The organism is Streptomyces sp. BL1 (assembly GCF_057628045.1).
Map to the genome: position 1 here is coordinate 5,255,556 of NZ_JBXYWZ010000002.1, position 17,995 is coordinate 5,273,550.

At 72.6% G+C, this 17,995-nt stretch carries 18 protein-coding genes; 10 read left to right on the forward strand and 8 right to left on the reverse strand.

Annotated elements, in window-relative coordinates; translation table 11 throughout:
* The first annotated feature begins 130 nt into the window (after positions 1–130).
* On the forward strand, positions 131–1,942 hold the full coding sequence (locus tag AC3AGO_RS23035) for a SpoIIE family protein phosphatase (RefSeq protein WP_487824775.1): 1,812 nt from the start codon (positions 131–133) through the stop codon (positions 1,940–1,942).
* 13 nt (positions 1,943–1,955) lie between these two features.
* Here AC3AGO_RS23035 and hemW read toward each other — a convergent pair whose 3' ends face one another.
* The 3 genes from hemW to AC3AGO_RS23050 all read right to left on the reverse strand — a co-directional run bounded on the left by hemW (position 1,956) and on the right by AC3AGO_RS23050 (position 4,954).
* A complete protein-coding gene (gene hemW / locus AC3AGO_RS23040; RefSeq protein ID WP_487822121.1) occupies positions 1,956–3,188 on the reverse strand; it encodes a radical SAM family heme chaperone HemW in 1,233 nt (410 codons plus the stop codon).
* Between the two features lie 50 nt (positions 3,189–3,238).
* Positions 3,239–4,063, reverse strand: coding sequence for a DUF3097 domain-containing protein (locus AC3AGO_RS23045; protein WP_487822122.1), 825 nt, complete (start codon positions 4,061–4,063; stop codon positions 3,239–3,241).
* A 153-nt stretch (positions 4,064–4,216) separates the two neighbouring features.
* Positions 4,217–4,954, reverse strand: a complete 738-nt coding sequence (locus AC3AGO_RS23050) for an MBL fold metallo-hydrolase (protein WP_487822123.1) — start codon at positions 4,952–4,954, stop codon at positions 4,217–4,219.
* Positions 4,955–5,137: 183 nt separating this feature from the next.
* Between AC3AGO_RS23050 and hrcA the strand changes: the two genes are divergently transcribed.
* The 9 genes from hrcA to AC3AGO_RS23095 all read left to right on the forward strand — a co-directional run bounded on the left by hrcA (position 5,138) and on the right by AC3AGO_RS23095 (position 14,139).
* Positions 5,138–6,154 carry a heat-inducible transcriptional repressor HrcA gene (gene hrcA, locus AC3AGO_RS23055; RefSeq protein ID WP_487822124.1) on the forward strand — a complete coding sequence of 339 codons (1,017 nt, stop codon included), beginning with the start codon at positions 5,138–5,140 and terminating at the stop codon, positions 6,152–6,154.
* Positions 6,155–7,288: a molecular chaperone DnaJ gene (dnaJ, locus tag AC3AGO_RS23060; protein ID WP_487822125.1), complete on the forward strand. Its 1,134-nt coding sequence runs from the start codon at positions 6,155–6,157 to the stop codon at positions 7,286–7,288.
* An 87-nt stretch (positions 7,289–7,375) separates the two neighbouring features.
* Complete coding sequence (locus tag AC3AGO_RS23065; protein WP_487822126.1) at positions 7,376–8,470, forward strand: nitronate monooxygenase; 1,095 nt, start codon at positions 7,376–7,378, stop codon at positions 8,468–8,470.
* On the forward strand, positions 8,467–9,204 hold the full coding sequence (locus tag AC3AGO_RS23070) for a 16S rRNA (uracil(1498)-N(3))-methyltransferase (protein WP_487822127.1): 738 nt from the start codon (positions 8,467–8,469) through the stop codon (positions 9,202–9,204). Before AC3AGO_RS23065 ends, AC3AGO_RS23070 begins: the two co-directional genes overlap by 4 nt.
* A gap of 173 nt (positions 9,205–9,377) precedes the next feature.
* The gene (locus tag AC3AGO_RS23075; RefSeq protein WP_487822128.1) at positions 9,378–10,304 is read left to right on the forward strand and encodes a carbohydrate kinase family protein; all 927 of its coding nucleotides are present in this window, start codon (positions 9,378–9,380) and stop codon (positions 10,302–10,304) included.
* Positions 10,305–11,158: 854 nt separating this feature from the next.
* A complete protein-coding gene (locus AC3AGO_RS23080) occupies positions 11,159–11,770 on the forward strand; it encodes a hypothetical protein (protein WP_487822129.1) in 612 nt (203 codons plus the stop codon).
* A gap of 86 nt (positions 11,771–11,856) precedes the next feature.
* Complete coding sequence (locus AC3AGO_RS23085; protein ID WP_487822130.1) at positions 11,857–12,234, forward strand: histidine triad nucleotide-binding protein; 378 nt, start codon at positions 11,857–11,859, stop codon at positions 12,232–12,234.
* 42 nt (positions 12,235–12,276) lie between these two features.
* Positions 12,277–13,200 carry a ribonuclease Z gene (locus AC3AGO_RS23090; protein WP_487822131.1) on the forward strand — a complete coding sequence of 308 codons (924 nt, stop codon included), beginning with the start codon at positions 12,277–12,279 and terminating at the stop codon, positions 13,198–13,200.
* 555 nt (positions 13,201–13,755) lie between these two features.
* A complete protein-coding gene (locus AC3AGO_RS23095) occupies positions 13,756–14,139 on the forward strand; it encodes an alpha/beta fold hydrolase (RefSeq protein ID WP_487822132.1) in 384 nt (127 codons plus the stop codon).
* Positions 14,140–14,185: 46 nt separating this feature from the next.
* Here the strand turns inward: AC3AGO_RS23095 and AC3AGO_RS23100 are convergent, their stop codons facing one another.
* From AC3AGO_RS23100 to AC3AGO_RS23120, 5 genes are all read right to left on the reverse strand, one after another.
* Positions 14,186–14,734, reverse strand: a complete 549-nt coding sequence (locus AC3AGO_RS23100) for a hypothetical protein (protein ID WP_487822133.1) — start codon at positions 14,732–14,734, stop codon at positions 14,186–14,188.
* A gap of 95 nt (positions 14,735–14,829) precedes the next feature.
* The gene (locus tag AC3AGO_RS23105; RefSeq protein ID WP_487822134.1) at positions 14,830–14,994 is read right to left on the reverse strand and encodes a hypothetical protein; all 165 of its coding nucleotides are present in this window, start codon (positions 14,992–14,994) and stop codon (positions 14,830–14,832) included.
* 453 nt (positions 14,995–15,447) lie between these two features.
* Positions 15,448–15,777 (reverse strand): helix-turn-helix domain-containing protein, encoded by a 330-nt coding sequence (locus AC3AGO_RS23110; RefSeq protein WP_487822135.1) that lies wholly within the window; start codon positions 15,775–15,777, stop codon positions 15,448–15,450.
* Positions 15,774–16,169: a type II toxin-antitoxin system RelE/ParE family toxin gene (locus AC3AGO_RS23115; RefSeq protein ID WP_487822136.1), complete on the reverse strand. Its 396-nt coding sequence runs from the start codon at positions 16,167–16,169 to the stop codon at positions 15,774–15,776. Before AC3AGO_RS23115 ends, AC3AGO_RS23110 begins: the two co-directional genes overlap by 4 nt.
* A gap of 838 nt (positions 16,170–17,007) precedes the next feature.
* Positions 17,008–17,979 carry a pyridoxal-phosphate dependent enzyme gene (locus tag AC3AGO_RS23120; RefSeq protein ID WP_487822137.1) on the reverse strand — a complete coding sequence of 324 codons (972 nt, stop codon included), beginning with the start codon at positions 17,977–17,979 and terminating at the stop codon, positions 17,008–17,010.
* Positions 17,980–17,995 lie beyond the last annotated feature (16 nt).

The window sequence follows — 17,995 nt, forward strand, 5'->3', positions numbered from 1 at the left end:
GCCAAGGCAGCGAGCGGCTGCCACGGAGGGGGCCGGTGGCGTGCAGCCACCGGCCGGTGCCGCGCCCCCGTCACGTCCCGCGCAGCCCCTGACCGCACCTGCGGCCCGGCCCGCCGAGCCGCCCGGCGGGATGCCCTCCGCCGCAGCTCCGGCCGCTTCCGCGGGCTCAACGGCCGCCCTCTCCGCCCCTGTCGGACCCGCCGCCCCCGCCGAAGGCCCGCACCGCACCGTCCGCACCGAGCTGCCGGGCAACTCCCTCGCGGCGTCCGCCGCCCGCACGTTCGTGCGGGCCGCCCTCGACGGCTGGGGGATGAAAGGGGCGCCGGCCGACGACGCGGTGCTGCTCGTCAGCGAGTTGGTGACGAACGCCGTGGTGCACGCGGGCACCGCCGTCGAGCTGGAGTGCCGCGACGAGGCGGGCACCCTCCTCGCGGAGGTCTCCGACGGCCATCCGGCGCGGGCCGTCGCCACCCGGGGCCGCCCCGGAGCGGACGCCGCGTACGGGCACGGGCTGCAGCTCGTCGCCGGCATAGCCGCCGAGTGGGGCATCAGTTACCGCCGGACGCGCAAGACCGTCTGGTTCCGCATGGAGCCGGAGGGCGCCGGGACCGGACTCCCGCAGCCCGGCCGGGACGCGTACGGAGAGACGCCCTCCGGCGTCGACCACGGTGCGCTGCTCGCCCCCGTCGACCGCCGCACGGGAGCGCCGCGGTCCGGCCCGTACTGGGTCAGCCACGGCGCGCTGTCCTTCCTGGCCGAGGCGTCCGACATGCTGGCAGGGCAGACCGACGAGGACATGGTCGCCTCCCTGGCGGGGCAGTTGCTCGTGCCGCGGTTCGCCGACTGGTGCGCCGTCTGGCTGGACACGCCGGGGGATCCGGGACCGCCCCGGCTGGCCCGCGTGTGGCACTCGCAGGAGAACCGGCTGCACGAACTGCGGGCCGCGCTGCAGGCGGAGCTGCCGCCGCGGACGCTCTCGGCGGTGCCCGGACAGGCCGTTCCGCTGCCCTGGCCGGGCGAGGCCTCGGCGTACGGGCCGGGCGGCGCCGCCGTCACGTGCGGCCTGGTGGCGGGCGGCAGAACCGTTGGCTCACTCGCCATCGGCCGCGCCGGGCTGACCAAGGTCGCGGGCGAAGTCCTCGCCATAGTCGAGGACTTCGCCCGCCGCGTCGCCCTCGCCGTGCTCTCGGCCCGCCGCTACACCCGGCAGGCCACCATCAGCAAGGTGCTGCAGCGCGGACTGCTGCCCACGGGCGAGGTCGCCATCCCCGGCGTCGACACCGCCGTCGTCTACGAACCGGCAGGCGAGGGGTCCTGGGCCGGCGGCGACTTCTACGACTTCTTCCGCACCGCCGACGGACACTGGCGGTTCGCCCTCGGCGACGTCTGCGGCAACGGCCCCGAGGCCGCCCTCGTCACCGGCCTCGCCCGCCCCGTACTGCGGCTGCTGGCCCGCGAGGGGTACTCGGTGCCGGAGGTGCTGAACCGGCTGAACCGTGAAGTGGGCGAGCAGGCCCGGTTCCTGTCCCTGGTCTACGGCGAACTCGTGCTGCGTTCCCCGGCGGACGGCGGCGGCGCGGAGTGCACGCTCGTGTGCGCCGGACATCCGCTCCCGCTGGTGCGCTCCGCCGGGGGAGAGGTGCGCGCTCCGGCCGTGCCGCAGCTGTTGCTGGGCGTCGTCGAGGACGTGGCGTACGAGAGCCAGACGTTCACGCTGGCGCCGGGCGAGACGCTGCTGTGCGTCACCGACGGGGTGACCGAACGGCGCGCCGGGCGGCGGCAGTTCGACGACGGGGACGGGCTCGCCGCGATCCTCTCCGAGTGCCGTGACCTCGACGCCACCGGTACGGCCCACCGCGTGCGCGACACCGTGCACGCCTTCGCCGCCGAACCGCCGACGGACGACCTCGCCCTGCTCGTCCTCCGGCTCCCGGAGAGCTGAGCCGCCCGGCCGGTCAGTCCACCAGGTCGCGGACCACGGCGTCGGCGAGCAGCCGGCCGGCGAACGTGAGGGCGGCGCGGCCCTGTTCGTACGCCGCCGCGTCCAGCAGCCCGTCGTCCAGCGCGGCCCGTGCCGCCTTCGCCCCGGCCGGGGCGAGCAGTTCGAGCGGGCAGCCCTCCACGAGCCGCAGCTCCAGCAGGATCCGCTCGACCCGCCGGTCCTCACTGGTGAGCAGCTCACGGCCCGCGCCGGGCGACCGGCCCGCCGTGAGGGCCTGCGTGTACGCCGCCGGATGCTTGGCGTTCCACCAGCGCACCCCGCCGACGTGGCTGTGCGCACCGGGACCCGCGCCCCACCAGTCGGCGCCCGTCCAGTACAGCTCGTTGTGCCGGCACCGGGCCGAAGGGTCGCCGTCCAGCGCCCAGTTGGACACCTCGTACCAGGTCAGACCCGCCGCCGACAGCATCTCGTCCGCGATGATGTAGCGGTCTGCGTGTACGTCGTCGTCCGTCATCGGCACCTCGCCGCGCCGGATGCGCGCCGCCAGCCGCGTCCCCTCCTCGACGATCAGCGAGTACGCCGACACATGGTCGGGGCCCGCCCCCAGCGCGGCGCGCAGCGTGGCCCGCCAGTCGTCGTCGGACTCGCCGGGCGTGCCGTAGATCAGGTCGAGGTTGACGTGGTCGAAGCCCGCGGCGCGGGCCTCCGCGACCGCCGCCTCGGGCCGCCCCGGCGTGTGGGTGCGCTCCAGCACCCGCAGCACGTGCTGCCGGGCGCTCTGCATGCCGAAGGAGATCCGGTTGAAGCCGCCCGCGCGCAGCCCGGCCAGCGACTCGGGGGTGACGGAGTCCGGGTTGGCCTCCGTGGTGACCTCCGCGTCCGCGGCCAGCCCGAACTCCTCACGGATCACGCCCAGCACGTACGTCAGGTCCTCGGCGGGCAGCAGCGTCGGCGTACCGCCGCCGACGAACACCGTCGACACCTGCCGCGGATCGTCCCCGAGCACGCGGCGCGCCAGCCGGATCTCCCCGGCCAGCGTGCGCGCGTAGTTCTCGCGAGACGCGACCGCGCCGTCCCGGCCGCGCAGCTCGTCCGCGGTGTACGTGTTGAAGTCGCAGTAGCCGCAGCGCGTCGCGCAGTACGGCACGTGCAGATAGAAGCCCAGCGGCGCGGTGGAGCCGAGGGCCTCGGGCGGGAGCGAGCCGTCGTCGGGCACGGGTTCGCCGTCGGGCAGTACGGAGGGCATGCGTCCCATTGTCCGGCACGCGCGCGGAAGCCCGCCCCGCCGCCCCGCCCCTACGGAGCCGTCACGAAGTCGATCAGCTCCTCGACCCGCCCCAGCAGCTCCGGCTCCAGGTCCTTGTACGAGTGCACCGCGCCCCGGATCCGCCGCCACGCGGCGCCCGTGTTCTCCTCCCAGCCCAGCGCACGGCACACGCCCGTCTTCCAGTCCTGCCCGCGCGGCACCCGCGGCCACCCCGCGATGCCGAGCGAGGACGGCTTCACGGCCTCCCAGATGTCGATGTACGGATGGCCGCACACCAGCACGTGCTCGCCGGTGACCTCCGCCGCGATCCGGGACTCCTTCGAACCGGGCACCAGATGGTCCACCAGCACACCCAGCCGCGCCTCCGCGTCGGGCCCGAACTCCCGCACGATCGCCGGGAGATCGTCGACGCCCTCCAGATACTCGACGACGACGCCCTCGATCCGCAGGTCGTCGCCCCACACCTGCTCCACCAGCTCCGCGTCGTGCCGGCCCTCCACGTAGATCCGCCCGGCGCGTGCGACCCGCGCCCGCGCCCCCGGCACGGCGACGGACCCGGACGCCGTACGCCGCGGGCCCGCCTGAGCCGCGCCCTCCTGCGGACGTACGAGCGTCACGGTCTTCCCCTCCAGCAGGAACCCGCGCGGCTCCATGGGGAACACCCGGTGCTTGCCGAAGCGGTCCTCCAGCGTGACCACCGGGCCCTGCGCCGACTTCTCACAGCGGATCACCGCACCGCAGAAGCCGGTCGTCACCTCCTCCACGACCAGCTCGGGGTCGGCGGGCACCTCGGGAACGGCCTGCGGCTTCTTCCACGGCGGCGTCAGATCTGCGTCATATTCACGGCTGCGCATACCGCCATTCTTCACCGGCGTCCCCCGCCAACAGGCAAGGGGCACGCGCGAACAAGGGGCGCGGGGAACGGCGCAGATAAGGGGCGCGGGGAACTGCGCAAACCACAGCGCAAGCCGCACACGCCACACGAACCGCCGCACAAGCACGAAGCGTCAGCCGGCGCGCCGCACCAACTCGTCCCGCTGAGCCCGCACGAAGTCCGCGCCGACAACGGCGCCATGCCCCGGCACATACACCGCGTCCTCGCCGCCCAACTCCAGCAGCCGGTCCAGCGCGTCCGGCCACCGCGCGGGGCTCGCGTCGGAACCCGCCTGCGGCGCACCCGACTCCTCCACCAGATCTCCGCAGAACACCACCGGCGGCGCCCCCTCCGTACCCGGCACCAGCACCACCAGGTCGTACGGCGAGTGCGCGGCCCCCATGGCGACCAGCCGCACCGCGCGTCCGCCCAGGTCCACGCTCAGCTCGTCCGTGACCGGATACCGCGGCACCACCAGCACGTCGAGGGCCTCGGCCACCGCCTCCGGTTCCGCCCCGTGCGCGGCGGCCGAGGCGCGCAGCGCCTCCCGCTCCGCGGAGCTGCCGAGCAGGCCGGCGAGCCCGTCGGCGCCGTACACCCGTGCCCCCGCGAACGCCGCCGTGCCCAGTACGTGGTCGAAGTGCGGATGCGTCAGCACCACGTGCCGCACCGGGAGTCCGGTGAGCTCGCGCAGGCCGGTGCGGATCTCCGCGCCCTCCCGCAGCGAGGCCCCCGTGTCGATCACCAGCAGTCCGTCGGAGCCGGCCACGGCACCGGCCGTCGCATCCCAGTGCGGCAGCCTCCGCCGCCACACGCCGGGGGCCGGCCGCTCCCACCGGGACTGCTCTGCCTCTTCACATCGTGCCGCCATACAACGACGCTATCCGCAGCCGCCCGCTGCGGCGCGATACCGTCGGTCCGGCACGTCGGTCCGGGCCACCTTGCCCCGGCCAGGACGACCGGCCGTACACTGGCTCAGGGGAAGTTGGCACTCCCCCGGTGAGAGTGCCAGAACTGGAAGACCGGAGCAGCGGCCGGACGGGAGGTGCGCCAGATGCTCAACGAACGCAGGCTCGAGGTGCTGCGCGCCATCGTCCAGGACTATGTCGGCACGGAAGAGCCCGTCGGGTCCAAGGCCCTGACGGAGCGGCACAACCTTCAGGTCTCTCCCGCGACGGTGCGGAACGACATGTCCGCACTGGAGGAGGAGGGGTACATCGCCCAGCCGCACACCAGCGCGGGCCGTGTCCCCACCGACAAGGGATACCGCCTCTTCGTCGACAAGCTGGCAGGCGTCAAGCCCCTCTCCTCGCCCGAGCGGCGCGCCATCCAGAATTTCCTGGACGGCGCCGTCGACCTCGACGACGTGGTGGGCCGTACGGTGCGGCTGCTCGCGCAGCTGACCCGGCAGGTCGCCGTCGTCCAGTACCCCTCACTCACCCGCTCGACAGTGCGGCACGTGGAACTGCTGTCACTCGCGCCCGCCCGGCTGATGCTCGTCCTGATCACCGACACCGGACGCGTCGAGCAGCGCCTCATCGACTGCCCGGCCCCCATCGGCGAGGCCACCCTGGCCGACCTGCGGGCCCGGCTGAACAGCCGGGTCGTCGCACAGCGGTTCACGGAAGTGCCCTCGCTGGTGCAGGACATGCCGGAGGCGTTCGACGCGGACGACCGGGGCACCGTCTCGGCCGTCCTGGCGACGCTGCTGGAGACGCTGGTCGAGGAGACGGAGGAACGCCTGATGATCGGCGGCACCTCCAACCTCACGCGCTTCGGCCACGACTTCCCGCTGACCATCCGGCCGGTGCTGGAGGCACTCGAGGAGCAGGTCGTGCTCCTCAAACTGCTCGGCGAGGCAAAGGATCCGGGCATGACCGTACGGATCGGGCATGAGAACGCTCACGAGGGCCTGAGTTCCACATCTGTCGTATCAGTCGGCTACGGTTCGGGCGACGAGGCAGTCGCCAAACTCGGCGTGGTCGGACCGACCCGCATGGATTACCCCGGAACGATGGGAGCTGTACGCGCAGTGGCACGGTACGTCGGACAGATCCTGGCGGAGTCGTAAGTGGCGACGGACTACTACTCGGTCCTCGGCGTTCAGCGCGACGCCTCGCAGGACGAGATCAAGAAGGCTTTCCGCAGGCTGGCGCGCGAGCTGCACCCGGACGTCAATCCGGATGCGGACACCCAGGACCGCTTCAAGGAGATCAACACCGCCTACGAGGTGCTGTCGGATCCGCAGAAGAAGCAGGTCTACGACCTCGGCGGTGACCCGGCCTCCGGCGCCGCGGGCGGCGGAGCGGGCGGCTTCGGCGGCGGCTTCGGCAACTTCTCCGACATCATGGACGCCTTCTTCGGCACCGCCTCGCAGCGCGGCCCGCGCTCGCGCACCCGGCGCGGCCAGGACGCCATGATCCGGCTGGACATCGACCTGGACGAGGCCGCGTTCGGCACGACCAAGGAGATCCAGGTCGACACCGCCGTCGTGTGCAACACCTGCACCGGCGAGGGCGCGGCCCCCGGCACCTCCGCGCAGACCTGCGACATGTGCCGAGGCCGCGGTGAGGTCTCGCAGGTCACCCGGTCCTTCCTGGGCCAGGTCATGACCTCGCGGCCGTGCCCGCAGTGCCAGGGCTTCGGCACCGTCGTGCCGACCCCCTGCCCCGAATGCGCCGGAGACGGGCGCGTCCGGTCGCGGCGCACGCTGACCGTGAAGATCCCGGCCGGCGTCGACAACGGCACCCGCATCCAGCTCGCGGGCGAGGGCGAGGTCGGCCCCGGCGGCGGCCCCGCCGGCGACCTCTACGTCGAGATCCATGAGAACTCGCACCCGGTCTTCCAGCGCCGCGGCGACGACCTGCACTGCACGGTCACCATCCCGATGACGGCCGCGGCCCTCGGCACGAAGGTGCCGCTGGAGACGCTGGACGGCATGGAAGAGGTCGACATCCGGCCCGGCACGCAGTCCGGCCAGTCGGTGCCGCTGCACGAGCGCGGTGTGAAGCACCTGCGCGGCGGCGGCCGAGGCCAGCTCATCGTGCACGTCGAGGTGCTGACCCCGACGGGCCTGGAGGCCGAGGAGGAGGAGCTGCTGCGCCGGCTCGCCAAGATGCGCGGCGAGGAGCGCCCCCAGGGCCAGTTCCAGCCGGGCCAGCAGGGCCTGTTCCACCGCCTCAAGGACGCCTTCAACGGCCGCTGACGAGCGGTTCGTTCCACGCCGAGGGCCCCGGGGACTCCCCGGGGCCCTCGGCGTATTCGCATGCGGCGACCGTGACAGGATGTGGCCATGTCGTCCGCGCTGAGCAAGCTCTCCGAGCTGATCTATCACCCCATCGTGCAGGCACCGATGGCCGGCGGGGTCTCCTGTCCCGAGCTGGCCGCGGCCGTCAGCGAGGCCGGCGGTCTGGGGTCGCTCGCCGCGGGCTACAAGACGCCCGAGGCGATGTACGAGGAGATCAAACAGCTGCGGGGGCTGACCTCCGCGGCGTTCAACGTGAACCTCTTCATGCCGCAGCCGCCCACCAGCGACCCGGCCGCCGTCGAGGTGTACCGCGACCAGCTCGCCGGCGAGGCCGCCTGGTACGAGACGGCGCTCGGCGACACCGACCGTGACGGCGACGACGCGTACGAGGCGAAGCTGGCCATCCTCTTCGACGACCCGGTGCCCGTCGTCTCCTTCCACTTCGGCTGCCCGGTGCGCAGCGTGCTGGAGCGGTTCGCGCGGCTCGGCACCGTCACCGTCGTCACCGTCACCTCAGTCGCCGAGGCCCAGGCCGCCGAGTGGGCCGGCGCCGCGGCCGTCGTCGTCCAGGGCGTCGAGGCCGGCGGCCACCAGGGAACCCACCGCGACGACCCGCACGGCGACGGCCCCGGCAGCAGCTTCGGACTGCTGTCGCTGGTCACCCAGATCAAGGAAGCCGTGCAGCTTCCGATCATCGCGGCCGGCGGGCTGATGCGCGGCGGCCAGATCGCCGCCGTCCTGGCCGCCGGTGCGAGCGCCGCGCAGATGGGCACCGCCTTCCTGGTGTGCCCCGAGTCGGGCGCCAACCCGCTGCACAAGCAGGCCATGACGAGCCCCCTCTTCACCCGCACCGAACTGACCCGCGCCTTCTCGGGCCGCCCCGCACGCGGCCTGGTCAACCGCTTCATGCGCGAACACGGCCCGTACGCGCCGGCCGCCTACCCGGAGCTCCACTTCCTGACCTCCGGGCTGCGCAAGGCCGCGGCGAAGGCCGGCGACCCGCAGGGCATGGCGCTGTGGGCGGGCCAGGGTCACCGCATGGCCCGCGAACTGCCGGCGGCGCAGCTCATGGAGGTGCTCACCGCCGAACTGGCCGTGGCCCGCGAGGGCATGGCCCTCTCCCCGGGCGGCCCCGCGTGACCGCCCCCGTCTTCCTCGCCGACCCCGCGCAACTGGCCCTCGGCACCGTCGTACTGGACGGCCCCGAGGGACGGCACGCGGTATCCGTACGCCGGCTGCGCGCGGGCGAGGAGCTCGTGCTCACCGACGGCGCCGGGACGGGTGCGTACGGCACGGTCACCTCCGTCGAGGGCAAGGACCGGCTGGAGGTCGAGGTCACCGACGTACGCGCCGAGCCCGAACCCCGGCCGCGGCTCACCGTCGTCCAGGCACTGCCCAAGGGCGACCGCGGCGAACTCGCCGTCGAGACGATGACCGAGACCGGCGTCGACGCGATCGTGCCGTGGGCCGCCTCCCGCTGCGTCACCCAGTGGAAGGCCGAACGCGGCCTCAAGTCCCTTGCCAAATGGCGCAATACCGCCCGCGAAGCGGGCAAACAGTCCCGCCGCATGCGCTTCCCCGAAGTCGCCGACCTCGCCTCCACCAAGCAGGTCTGCGAACTGCTGTCGCGCGCCGCGCTGCCCGCCGTGCTGCACGAGGAGGGCGCCGAACCGCTCGCCTCCGCGCCGCTTCCCGCCGACGGCGAGCTGGTGCTCGTCGTCGGCCCCGAAGGCGGCGTCTCCCCGGAGGAACTCGCCGCCTTCGCCGAAGCCGGCGCGAAGCCGTACCGGCTGGGCCCGAGCGTCCTGCGCACCTCCACCGCCGGCACGGCGGCGACGGCGCTGCTGATGGGGCGTACGGGCCGCTGGGGCTGACGGCTGCGCCTGCTGACGGGTCGGCTGGACTGACGGGCCGCCGGGGTTGACGGGCCGCCGGGGTTGGCGGGCGGGGCCCGCTGAGACGTGGGGCACAATGCCTGAGGCGCTACTCCGGTACGCGCCCCGTGCGCCAGCCGTACGTCCTGACAGCGGTCCGAAAGGAAACCTTCGTGATAGTCGTCGCCGGTGAGGCCCTGATCGACCTCGTACCGCAGAACGCGGGCGACGAGAGCGGCGAAATGCCCGCACTCGCCCCGCAGTTGGGCGGCGGCCCGTTCAACACCGCCGTCGCGCTCGGCCGGCTCGGCGCACCCGTCGCCTTCTGCTCGCGCGTCTCCACCGACAACTTCGGCGAAGCGCTGCTGGGCGCGCTCCGCGACGCGGGCGTCGACACCTCGTACGTCCAGCGCGGCAGCGAACCGACCACGCTCGCCGTGGCCACCATCGGCGCCGACGGATCCGCCGGCTACTCCTTCTACGTCGACGGCACCGCCGACCGGCTGTTCGCCGTCCCCGACGCGCTGCCCCAGGGCACCCGCGCCGTCTCCTTCGGCACCTGTTCGCTGGTCCTGGAGCCCGGCGCGAGCGCGTACGAGGAGCTGATGCGGGACGCCGCGGGGCGCGGCGTCTTCACCGCGCTGGACCCCAACATCCGTGCCGGGATCATCCCGGACGCCGACGCGTACCGGGAGCGGTTCCGCGCGTGGCTGCCCCACACGGGACTGCTGAAGCTCTCCGAGGAGGACGCGGAGTGGCTCGGCGGCACACCCAAGGAATGGCTGGCCGCCGGGCCCGCCGCGGTCGTGCTGACCCGCGGCGGTGACGGGCTGACCGTGCACACCGCCGACGGCGGCGAGGTGAACGTGCCGGGCGTACGGGTCGACGTGGCCGACACGATCGGCGCGGGCGACACGGTGAACGCGGCGCTCCTGCACCGGCTCGACGCGCACGCGGGCGGCGCGCTGACGCCCGACGCGGTGCGGGCGCTCGGCGAGGAGGACTGGCGCGACGTCCTCACCTTCGCGGCGCGCGCGGCGGCGATCACGTGCAGCCGCGCGGGGGCGCGGCCGCCGTACGCGTCGGAGCTTGCGATGTGAGGTGGGGGTTCGCGGCGTGCGGGGGCGCTCGCGCTGTGCGGTGCTGTGGTGCGGGTGGGGGCGGGGTTTGCCGGTGTGCGGGGGTGGGGGTGGTGGCTCCGGGGGACCCCGGGACGCATGATTTACGGGCCGCGCCCCCGGTCATGTTCGGGCCGGGCCCACATTGGCTGTGCACGGCCCGAAAATCACGCTCTATTGTCCCGGGGCGCCCCCTACACCCCCACCCCCACCCGCGACCACGCAAACGGTGGGGGTGGGGGAGGGACGAGGACCCGCTCCGCGCTCCGGTCCCCACCTCCCGCCCCGGTGTGGGCAGCTGGTCCGCTGTGCGCTGTGGGGCCAACGCCCCACCTCGGTGTGGGCGGCTGCAACCAATGCGCGGAACGCTCCCACCCCGGTGTGGGCACGCGGTCCGCCAAGGGGCGGAACGGGTGGGCACACCGGACCGCACCCGCGCAGGGAACGCACCCCGCACCCAACGCAGGCGCACCCGCGCCCCGATGAGGGCTTGCCCCGCACAGGAGCCCGAGCCCCGCTAAGGGGTTGCCCCGCACCGCGAGGAGGGGGGCACCCGCACAAGGGCCCCTGCCCCAAAGACGGTTGCCCCGTACAGGAAAACGCGTCCCGCAAGGGCCCCCGCACCCTGCAAGGGAACGCACCCCGCAAGGGGGCCCCGCACAGGGGAGGGGGCGAAGGGGGCGAAGAACCGGGGAGCAAAGAGGGGCGTAGCCCCACACGCGGCCGACTCTCACCTACCGACGCCCCCACGACGGTGGGACCCTCCCCCCATGGGGGCCAAAAGGAAAAAGCGGAGGACACGCTTACTGTTCGCCACAGCGGCAATCGGCGCCACCGTGGCCATAGGCACGGCCTGTGAACCGACGGCCGACGGCCTCAACTCCGCCGCCGTCGCACTCACCACCGACCAGACCGGCACCCGCGCCCTGGAGCGCACCGGCCTCAAGGTGCAGTGGATGAGCTGCACTTCGCAGACGGGGGAGCGTTCCCCGACGAAAACGCAGGGCACGAGCAACAGTTCCGTACGCAACGTCGCCACGGTCGACTGCCAGGGCGAGACCACCGACAACAAGAAGATCACCCTCAAGGGCCGGGTGACGGAGGAGCGGAACGGCCGCTGCGTACGCGGGAATCTGACCGCGCGCGTCGCGGGCAGCACCGTCTTCCAGGCGAACGTTCTCGGCAACTGCGGCGCGCCGCCGTCCACGGGCAGGCCCACCGCCACCCAGACCGAGGAGCCCGAAGAGCCGGGCACCCCGCGCCCCACCGTGACGCAGACCGTACAACCGCCCACGCCGACCCAGGAGCCGACGACGCACCCGCCGAACACCCCGCCGGTGACGGTCACCGTGACGGCGTCCCCTGACCCGCCCCCGGGAACCCCCAGCCCGGACCCGCCGCCCACCTGCGGCTGTGAGGACGACGCGAAGCGAGCGGGCCACTCCTGACCGGCTCCGCCCGTACGGAACGCGCGCCGCCCCGTACGGCGACCCGTGCGCGCGAACCCGTGTCCGCGCCCCGATACCATGCGGGCATGGCTGGAGAACCCCAGGCTGACTGCCTGTTCTGCAAGATCGCCGCAGGTGAGGTTCCGGCCACGGTCGTCTCGGAGACGGAGACGACGGTGGCTTTCAGGGACATCAACCCGCAGGCGCCCACCCACGTGTTGGTGATTCCGCGGGAGCACTACGCGGACGCGGCGACGCTCGCCGCCGCCGAGCCCGCCATCGCCGCCGACGTGCTGCGCGAGGCGGGCAACGTCGCCGAGCAGGAGAAGATCGTCGCCGCGGAGGGCGGCCCCGGCACGGGGTACCGCATCGTTTTCAACACCGGCGCGGGCGCGGGCCAGACCGTGTTCCACGCGCACGCGCACGTTCTCGGCGGTCGCGGCCTCGAGTGGCCTCCCGGATAACGGCCGCCGTACACACCAGCGAACCACAGGCGGGAAATCCAGTTGTCCGTACGAGAGTTGGTCGTGCTCGGCACTGCCAGCCAGGTCCCGACCCGGCAGCGTAACCACAACGGCTATGTGCTGCTGTGGGACGGCCACGGCATCATGTTCGACCCCGGCGAGGGCACGCAGCGGCAGATGCTGCGGGCCGGCGTCGCCGCGCACGACCTGACCCGGCTGTGTGTGACGCACTTTCACGGCGACCACTCGCTGGGCCTCGCGGGCGTCATCCAGCGGATCAACCTGGACCGGGTGCCGCACCCCGTCACCGCGCACTACCCGGCGAGCGGCCGCCGCTTCTTCCAGCGGCTGCGGTACGCGACGGCGTACAAGGAGACGGTGCAGCTGCGCGAGGAACCGGTCCGCGAGTCCGGCGTCCTCGCCTCACCCCAAGACCCGGACCCCGCCCCGCCGTTCACCCTTTCGGCGCGCAAACTGTCCCATCCCGTCGAGGCGTTCGGCTATCTGCTCGTCGAGCCCGACGCGCGCCGCATGCTGCCCGACCGGCTCGCCGCGCACGGCATCAGCGGTCCTGATGTCGGCCGGCTCCAGCGGGACGGCGAACTGAACGGCGTACGGCTGGAGGACGTCAGCGAACAGCGGCGCGGCCAGCGGTTCGCGTTCGTCATGGACACCCGGCTGTGCGAGGGCGTGTACGAACTGGCCGAGGGCTGCGACCTGCTCACGATCGAGTCCACGTTCCTCGACGAGGACGCCGATCTGGCCAAGGAGCACGGCCACTTGACGGCGGGTCAGGCGGCGCGCGTGGCCGCCGAGTCGGGCGTCCGCAGCCTCGTCCTCACCCACTTCTCGCAGCGCTACACCGACCCGTCGGCCTTCGCCGACCAGGCCCGCGCGGCAGGCTTCGAGGGCGACCTCACCATCGCCTCCGACCTCGCCAGAATCCCCGTCCCCAAGCGCCGCTAGCCGCGCCCGCTCCCGCCCCATGTGCCCACAACAGCCCGGTACGGTCCGGCCATTGGTACGAAGCGCCGAGCCCGCGGGGCCACCCCGTACGGGTGGGCGCGGCCCCTGTACGGTTCAACCCCCAGCGGGGCGCGGATCCCTGCGCGGGGCAGCCCCCCCCAGCGGGGCGCGGGTCCCTGTGCGGGGCCCCTTACGGGGTGCGTTTCCCTGTACGGGGCAACCGTCTTTGGGGCAGGGACCCTTGTGCGGGTACCCCCTCATCGCGGTGCGGGACCTTGTGCGGGGCAAGCCCTCAGCGGGGCGCGGGTGCGCCTGCGTTGGGTGCGGGGTGCGTTCCCTGCGCGGGTGCGGTCCGGTGTGCCCACCCGTTCCGCCCCCAGGGCGGACCAGCTGCCCACACCGAGGTCTCACCCCCTCCCACCCTCACTGTTTGCGTGGTCGCGGGTGGGGGTGGGGGTGTAGGGGGCGCCCCGGGACACTACAGCGTGATTTTCGGGCCGTGCACAGCCAATGTGGGGCCGGCCCGTACGGGAGGGGGAGCGCGGCCCGTAAATCATGCGTCCCGGGGCCCCCCGGAGCCACCACCCCCACCCCCGCACACCGCAACACGCCCCCATCCAGGCGCGGGGCGTCCCGGACGCGGCCTACTTCCTCCAGAGCGCCGAACCGTACGAGGACGGCTGGCGCCTCCTCTTCTCCTGGGACGACATGATGGCCGTCCAGGAGAGCGGCTGCGGCGACTGGCGGCCCGACTGGCTCGCCCCCACCTGCCCGGCCCTCGTCCTGCACGCCGCCCACTCCACGATGCTGCCCACCGCCATGGCCCACCACCGCCCCGCCACCCGTCGCGTGGAGTTCCCCCACACCACCCACTGGATCCACGACGACGCCCCGACGGACTTCGCCACGGTGGTCGCCGACTTCCTCCGGATGGTGTGAGGCCGGCGCGGGCAGCGTGCGCGAGGAACAGCACCGGGAGACACGCTCAGTCCGTCCGCTTCCACTCCCTGACGTCAGCCAGTAAAGGCCCCTCGGCATTCAGCGCGCCTGCCGTATGGAGGACCCAGCGCAGCTCGTCACAGCCGAAGAATGATTCACCCCAACTGTCGACCCAGACACGGACATTGCCGTCGGCCGTCACGGTGATATCCCACCAGGACCATCCCCTCGACTCCTCGTCGGGATCGAACCGGTACAACCACTCCTGCACCGTCCAGGCCCGGGTACCGGGCAACTGCAGATAGCGCTCTTTCCCCCGACGCGCGAAATCCGGCACCGGCGTACTCACGGCTCCACTCACCGCACTGAACCAGACGGGGACCCCCTCCAGTGGGAGGTCCCGGTCGTCGAAGGACTGCGTAAGCCCCAGATCCAGGGCGGCAGCAATTGCCGCGCGGACGCGGCGTCCGTATTCAGCCGCGAGCCCCTCCGGCCCGACCTCGAACACCGACAGCACGGGTGGCGCACCGGTCACGTCGTGCCGGCCTCGCAGGCGACTCCGTTCCGAACCGAGGCTTTCGAGGTCGTGGATCATAGCGGGACGGAGTCACCTTTCTTGCCTACTGGCGCAGAACGGGCCGCAGTGCAGCGGCACTTGGTGGCGAAAGCCCGGGGGTCGCCGAGGTCACGTCATGTGAAGCTGCCCTGCTCAAGTATCCGCGCGCCCCACGGCTCGCCACATGCGGGGCAGTTCTCCGCGTACGCATGACCGGCCTCCCTCTCCCGGTCCCGGGGCCGAAGAGGAGACCGGTAACAACGTGCTCGTGAGCGATTGTCCGCACGCTTGCGTGGCATCGCAGGCACATCATGTTGCGCGATTCCCCCACGACGGCGCCGGAAAGACAATCCGTGTCCTGAGGATCCATGGCCAACAACTCGTCCAGCAGCTCGAGATCGCTGCCGTCGCTCCAATGCAGGAGGTAGTAGGCAGGGGCTCTGCTGCGAGAAAAGGAGACCAGGATCCGGCGCATCCGAGGGTGACGTGCGAGCTCTCTGTCTTCCCGCTCGTCGAAGCTGCCGTCCGGCCGGTCGCCCACGCAGACCCCGGCCGGCAAGTACGCAGCCCTGAACTCCCCGAGCCTCACGACCAGCCCGCCCATCGTGCACATCGCCGCCGAGGTGACCAGCCGTCAAGAACGGCACACCGAGCCCGCTTGTTGCCCCCGGGCGGAACTCGTAAATGCGGTGGACAATGTGAGCCGTCTTCCGGCTGCTGGGGAGCGACCCCAGCGCTTGGACTCCGCTCGCTCATGCGACCTTTACGGCGTGCGGGCCGACGCTCACGGTGATGTCGACATGGCCGCCGAGGGCGGCGGCGTAGGCGCGCAGGGTCTCCAGCTCCATGGCATCGACATCGCCGTTCTCGATCTGCGAGACACGGGACTGGGAGACGCCGATGACAGCGGCGACCTCGGCCTGGGTCTTGCCGACCAGCTTGCGCAGCTCCCGCAGGTGATAGCCGGTGACCTGGGCGTCCAGCGTGGCATCCGCCTGGTCCTGGAGCCGGGGATCGTCCATCTCGGGATTGCGTCGACGTGCCTCTGCCTTCACGTCCTGCCAGCGACGGGCGGGGCTCATGGCTTGTCTCCCTTCGAGGACCGTTCCTGTGACGCTTGCCTTTCCTCGCGATAGGCGGTGTAGCGCTTCTCTGCGAGAGCGATCGCTTCCGGATACCACTGAGACCAACGGCCTGCCTTGTCGCCCGCCACCAGAAAGACCGCTTCGCGGTCGGGGTCGAAAACGAACAGTAAGCGCAACTCGCTACGCCCGCGGGAACCAGGCCGCAGTTCCTTGAGGTTCGGCAGTTCACTGCCGGTCAGAGTGTCGACCAAGGGGCGGCCCAGTGCTGGACCGACAGTCGCCAACCGATCGATGGCGCGCTCCACCAGCACAGCCGTTTCCGGATCGGAATCGACCAGATCAAGGAACCACTCGTCGACTGGCTCCAGGAGCACGATTTCCCACGCCACGCGGCCAATATAACCCACGACTCATACTTCTGCCAGGGCCGGCATCCTCGTCGCAGCAGTGGCCCTGCGGACTGGGGCCTGCGGCGTCACGTTCTCCGAGGTCATGGCATGGAGGCCCAGGTGAGCCGGATAGTCCGCACGATGGACCCCTCACCGCGCCGCGGCTGAGGGGCGAAGCGGGTCACTGGCCGTGTGCGGGTGGCGGCCGTGCGGGCCGCTCCGCGTGGGGTGTTACCGGTTCACAAGCGTCTCCGGGACCCGGTTCATGTGCCGCTGCCGTAGGGGCGGGTGAGGGCTTCCCCACGCCCCTCATCGGGGCGCGGGTCCCTGTGCGGGGCAACCCCTCGTCGGGGCGCGGGTCCCTGTGCGGGGCAGCCCCTCAGCGGGGCGCGGGGGCCCTGTGCGGGGCAACCCCTCGTCGGGGCGCGGGCGTTGGGTGCCGGGCCCTGCGGGGCGGGCGGTACCGGGGCGCGTGGGCTGGGTGCGTGGGGGACAGACCTGGCGGGTGCGGTCCGGTGTGCCCACCCGTTCCGCCCCTTGGGCGGACCAGCTGCCCACACCGAAGTTTCCCTCCGCCGTTTGCGTGGTCGCGGGTGGGGGTGGGGGTGTAGGGGGCGCCCCGGGACAATAGAGCGTGATTTTCGGGCCGTGCACAGCCAATGACGGGCCGGCCCGGACGTGACCGGGGGCGCGGCCCGTAAATCATGCGTCCCGGGGTCCCCCGGAGCCACCACCCCCACCCCCGCACACCGCAACACGCCTCCACCGCCGCACCGCAACACCGCAAGCGCCCCCGCACCGCAGCACCGGAACACCGCACAGCGCGAGCGCAAACGCGTCACCGCATCAGTTCCATGAACCGCTCCAGCCCGATGTTGCCCCCGGACACGATGACCCCCACCCGCCGCGGCAGCGGGTCGAGGTGGCCCGCGAGGAGCGCCGCGAGCCCCGTCGCTCCGCTCGGCTCGATCACGATCTTGAGGCGTTCGAAGGCGAGCCGCATCGCCGCGCGGATCTCGTCGTCGGTGACCAGCGTGACGCTCTCGACGAGCCGCTGGTTCACGGAGAACGTCAACTCGCCCGGGGTGACGGCGCCTTGGCCGTCGGCAATCGTGCGGGGCACGGAGTCGAGGGTGACCCGGTGCCCCGCCTCCAGCGACCGCTTCGTGTCGTCGCCCGCCTCCGGCTCGACGCCGATCATGCGGATGCCGGGCTGCAGCCCCGTCGCGGCCGTGGCGGATCCGGCCATGAGGCCGCCGCCGCCCACGGGGACGAGGAGCGCGTCGAGTTCGCCGGCCTCCTCGAGGAGTTCGAGCGCGGCCGTGCCCTGGCCCGCGATGACGTGCGGGTGTTCGTACGGCGGCACGATGGCCAGTCCGCGCTCTTCGGCGATGCGCCCGCCGATCGCTTCGCGGTCCTCCGTGTAGCGGTCGTAGGTGACGATTTCCGCGCCGTAGTCGGCGGTCGCCTCCAGCTTGGAGCGGGGGCTGTCCTCCGGCATGACGATGACGGCCTTCGTGCCCAGCTCGCGGGCGGCGAGGGCGACGGCCTGGGCGTGGTTGCCGGAGGAGTACGCGGCGACGCCGCGGGCCCGCCGTTCCGGGTCGAGGCGGGACACCGCGTTGTACGCGCCGCGGAACTTGAACGCTCCGACCCGCTGGAAGTTCTCGCACTTCAGGGCGACTTCGGCACCCACGAGGCGGTCGAGCGTGCGGGAGCGGAGCACCGGCGTACGGTGCGCCGCGCCCTTCAGCTGCTCTGCTGCCGCACGGATGTCGTCCAGAGTGACGGGTGAGGCGGTTGCGGGCACGGAGAGCTCCCTGAGT